This is a genomic window from Ideonella azotifigens (assembly GCF_006519715.1).
GTDB classification, from domain to species: Bacteria; Pseudomonadota; Gammaproteobacteria; order Burkholderiales; family Burkholderiaceae_C; genus Ideonella; species Ideonella azotifigens.
The window spans coordinates 1-4,033 of record NZ_VIDT01000517.1; the positions used below are offsets into that span (position 1 = coordinate 1).

Genomic DNA, 4,033 nt, shown 5'->3' on the forward strand with positions numbered 1-4,033 from the left:
CGCCACCGGTGTGCACGCGCCAGGCGCAGGCAAAGCCCTTGTGCGGGGAGATGAAGCGCTGGTAGCCGCGGATGGCCGCGAGCGCGGCCAGGCGTGGCCAGGACTGCATGCGGATGGATGGACAGGAAAGTCGGGGATGGCTGTGGGAGACGGTCGCAAAAAGTGTAGTGCAGCCGGCGGACATGCCCCGAGCTGCGGCTTCAGGCAGCCTCAGGCGGCAGTCACCGCGAAGGTGTTGCGGCCGGCGGCCTTGGCGCGGTAGAGGGCCTGGTCGGCGCGGGCCACCAGGCTTTCCATGGTGTCGTGCGGACCGTCGTAGAACGACACGCCGACACTGGCCGAGACCTGCACGCTCAGGTCGCCATGCAGCATCGGCCGGCGGATGGCCTCGACGATTTTTTCGGCAACCAGGTGGGCGTCGTCCGGGTGGTGCAGGTTCTCCAGGATGGCCACGAATTCGTCGCCAGCCAGGCGGGCCACGGTGTCGGTCGCGCGCACCACCTGCAGCAGGCGGCGCGCGAGCTCGGCCAGCACTGCGTCGCCGGCCGGGTGGCCGTGGGTGTCGTTGACCTGCTTGAAATGGTCCACGTCGAGGAACAGCAGCGCCAGGGGGCGCCGGCTGCGGCGGCTGCGGGCGAGGGCTTGCGGCAGGCGTTCGTCGAACTGGCGGCGGTTGGGCAGGCCGGTCAAGGTGTCGACCCTGGCCTGGGCGTTCAGCTCCTGCTGCACGGCCTTCAGCGCGGAAATGTCGCTGCTCAGCGCGTAGACGCCGACGACGCTGCCGTCTTCGGCCACGTCGGGCAGGTAGGTGGTGTGCAGCCAGACGCCCGCGCCATGCACCTCGGACTGGCTTTCGAACTCGACCCGTTCCCCGCGCAGGCAGCGCTGCAGCGGCTGGCTGCGCTCGGCATACAGCGTCGGCCCCAGCAGTTGGTTCAGCGGTTTGCCGAGGATGTCCTTGACCGGCACGTCCATCCAATGCTGCAGCGTGGCGTTGGCAAAGGCGACCGTCTCGTCGGGCTTGATGTAGGTGATCTGCACCGGCAGGTTGTCGGTGATGGTGCGCAGCTGGCGTTCGCTCTGCGCCTGGCGCTGCTCGGCGAGCTTGCGCTCGGTGATGTCGAACATGAAGACGAAGTAGCCGCGGATCAGGCCGGCTTCGTCGCGGTCAGGCGCGTAGTGCTGCTGGAAATGGCGCTGCACGCCGGCGATGACAGGCGAGGTTTCGAAGACGACGGATTCGCCGGCCAGCACCCGCTCGATGTACGGCTTCATGGCCTGGTACGAGGCCTCGCCACGCACTTCGCGCACGGTGCGGCCCAGCATGCTCTCCTGGGTTTCGCCGAGCAGCATGCCGGCGGCCGGGTTGGCGAACAGGATGCGGGCTTCGCGGTCCAGGCGCACGACCATGGCCGGGATGTTGTCGGTCACCGCCCGCAGCCGCCGCTCGGACGCGACCTGGGCCGTGGCCGCCTCCTGCGCTTCATGGGCGCGCTGCAGCTGCGAGCGGTAGACCAGCCCGCCAGCGCCCAGCAGCAGCGCGACGAACAGCAGCTCGAACCAGGTCTCATCGCGCCTGGCCTGCTGCACCACCTGTGCCAGCGTGGCCTGCGCGCCCGACTCGCGTTCGCGCAGCGCGTCGATGATGCGGCGGATCTGTTCCATGTCGTGCTGGCCGCGCTCGTCGGCGACCCGTTCGCGGGCCGCGCTGAGTCCGCTCTCGCGCCGCACGTCGATGATCTCCTGCAGCTCGTTGAACTTCAGCAGTTCCCAGCGCTGCAGTTCGTCCAGACTGGCCAGGCCTTCGGCGTCTTCGGCATACATCGGCCGCAGCCGCTGCAGCGATTCGTTGGCCCGCTGGTGCGCGCCCTGGTAGGGCGCCAGGAAGCTGGGCAGGGCAGTCAGCACGTAGCCGCGTTGGCCGGTCTCGGCGTCCAGCATGGCGCCCAGGCTCAGGCCCAGCTCCAGGTAGCGCTCGCGGGCCTGGCTGCGGGCCTCTTCGGCGCGGGTCACGCTGTTGTTGAACACCGTGCGGATGCCCAGCAGCATCAGCAGGCCGACCGCTGCGCCAATGGCGGCAGTCATCAGCCGGGTCCTGATGGCGGGATGCTGGGACATGGGGGCGAAGCGAGGGGCGGCGGATTCACGCACGGTAGGCGGGAACTTGAAGTGTGCGCAGGCTTGCGTTTGGCCGATGGGCCGAAATGCCGGGCCAGCACAGGCCAGTTCGGTCCGCGGTGCAGGGTTGTCGGCAAGCTGGTTGGCAGGCGGGGCCGGAGTCGAAGGACAATCCGGGCGATGAACAAGGTGATGACATGGCTGCCCGCCGAAGGGCGGCCCGAACAGTTGATGCTGCTGTTGCACGGCGTGGGCAGCAATGCCGCCGGCATGGCGCCGCTGGCCCGGTTGGTGCAGAAGGAATTCCCGCAGGCGGCCATCGTCGCGCCGGAGGGCTTCTCGCCGTTCGACGGTGACCCGACCGGCCAGGCGCGGCAGTGGTTCTCGGTCCAGGGCGTGACCGAGGAGAACCGCGTGACGCGCGTGGCCGAGGTGCTGCCTGCGCTGGCCGACTGGGTGCATGCGATGCAGCAGGAAACCGGCTTGGGCCCGGCCGCCACGGCGCTGTGGGGCTTCTCGCAGGGCAGCATCATGGCGCTCTCGCTGGTGCAGGCGCATGACGGCATTGCCGGCCGGGTGCTGGCCTTTGCCGGCCGCTACCCGGCGCTGCCGGACGTGGCGCCGCAGCACACCACGCTGCACTTCTTCCACGGCAGCGCCGACACGGTGATTCCCGAAGTGCATGCCCGCGCCGCGATCGAGCGCCTGGGCGAGCTGCATGGCGACGCGACCATCGACATCGCCGAGGGCGTGGGCCACGAGATCAACGGCCACCTGCTGCAGTGCGCCATCCTGCGCCTGCGCAGCCACATTCCGCATCGTTCGTGGGCTGCGGCAATGGGCGCGGTGCCGGGCCTCGCCGGCCGCCTGCCGGCCGAAGACGAAGAAGACTGAGCGAGCGCTGCGCCCGATGCTGTTCCTGCTTTCCCCTGCCAAGTCCCTGGACTACGAAACCCCCGTGCCGGCACCGGTGCTGGCCCGTGCCACCCGGCCGCAATTCGTGGCCGAGGCGGCCGCGCTGATCGCGGTACTGAAGACGCAAACGGTCTCCGACATTGCCGGGCTGATGGACCTCTCCGAGCCACTGGCCGAGCTGAATGCACAGCGCTACGCCGCCTGGTCGACCCGCTTCACGGCGCACAACAGCAAGCCCGCGGTGCTGGCCTTCAACGGCGACGTCTACGAAGGCCTGCGCGCCGCCACGCTGAGCGAGGACCAGCTCGACTGGGCGCAGCGGCATGTGGTGATCCTCTCCGGCCTGTACGGTGTGCTGCGTCCGCTGGACCGGCTGCAGCCCTACCGGCTGGAAATGGGCACGCGCCTGGCCACCGCCGAGGCGGACGATCTCTACGGCTACTGGGGCGACACGCTGGCCGGCTACCTGAACGCCCAGCAGGCGCGCGACAAGGCGCCGGTGATCGTCAACCTGGCCTCTCAGGAGTACTTCCGCGCGGCGCGCCGCAAGGCCTTGAAGGCACGTGTGGTGGACTGCGTGTTCGAGGACTGGAAAAACGGCGAGTACAAGATCATCAGCTTCTTCGCCAAGCGGGCCCGCGGCCTGATGGCGCGCTACGCGATCGAGCACCGGTTGCAGCAGGTCGAGCCGCTGACCGGCTTCGACGCCGAAGGCTACCGCTTCGACGCCAAGGTCTCGGAGCCGGACCGCCTGGTCTTCCGCCGCCGCGTGGCAGCCTGAAACCCGGGTGCGGGGCCGGTCGCTGGCGCCCGGCCGCGAGGCAATGACAAAATCGCCGCCATGAACGTGCAGCAGACCATCACCCCTGAACTGCGCGCCTGGATCGTGGCCCAGGCGCAAGCCGGTTGCCAGCCGGCCGATGTGCTGAATGCCATGCGCGCCAGCGGCTGGGACGAGCAGGTCGCCATGACGGCACTGGAAGACACGCTGGAAGCTCAC

3 protein-coding genes are annotated in these 4,033 nt (G+C 69.3%); 2 read left to right on the plus strand and 1 reads right to left on the minus strand.

From position 1 onward, the window contains the following. Positions 1-210: 210 nt before the first annotated feature. Positions 211-2,118, minus strand: coding sequence for a diguanylate cyclase domain-containing protein (locus FKP22_RS23160; protein WP_141290033.1), 1,908 nt, complete (start codon positions 2,116-2,118; stop codon positions 211-213). 180 nt (positions 2,119-2,298) lie between these two features. On the opposite strand from FKP22_RS23160, the gene ypfH reads away from it, so the two are divergent. Together ypfH and yaaA are read left to right on the plus strand one after the other, a co-directional pair. Continuing rightward, the gene (gene ypfH, locus FKP22_RS23165) at positions 2,299-3,012 is read left to right on the plus strand and encodes an esterase (RefSeq protein WP_141290034.1); all 714 of its coding nucleotides are present in this window, start codon (positions 2,299-2,301) and stop codon (positions 3,010-3,012) included. A gap of 16 nt (positions 3,013-3,028) precedes the next feature. After that, positions 3,029-3,814 (plus strand): peroxide stress protein YaaA, encoded by a 786-nt coding sequence (gene yaaA, locus FKP22_RS23170; RefSeq protein WP_141290035.1) that lies wholly within the window; start codon positions 3,029-3,031, stop codon positions 3,812-3,814. Positions 3,815-4,033 lie beyond the last annotated feature (219 nt).

Excerpts from the sequence above, each read along its gene's own strand:
- FKP22_RS23160 (WP_141290033.1), bottom strand. The coding sequence starts at position 2,118 with ATGTCCCAGCATCCCGCCATCAGGACCCGGCTGATGACTGCCGCCATT.
- ypfH (WP_141290034.1), top strand. The coding sequence starts at position 2,299 with ATGAACAAGGTGATGACATGGCTGCCCGCCGAAGGGCGGCCCGAACAG.
- yaaA (WP_141290035.1), top strand. The coding sequence starts at position 3,029 with ATGCTGTTCCTGCTTTCCCCTGCCAAGTCCCTGGACTACGAAACCCCC.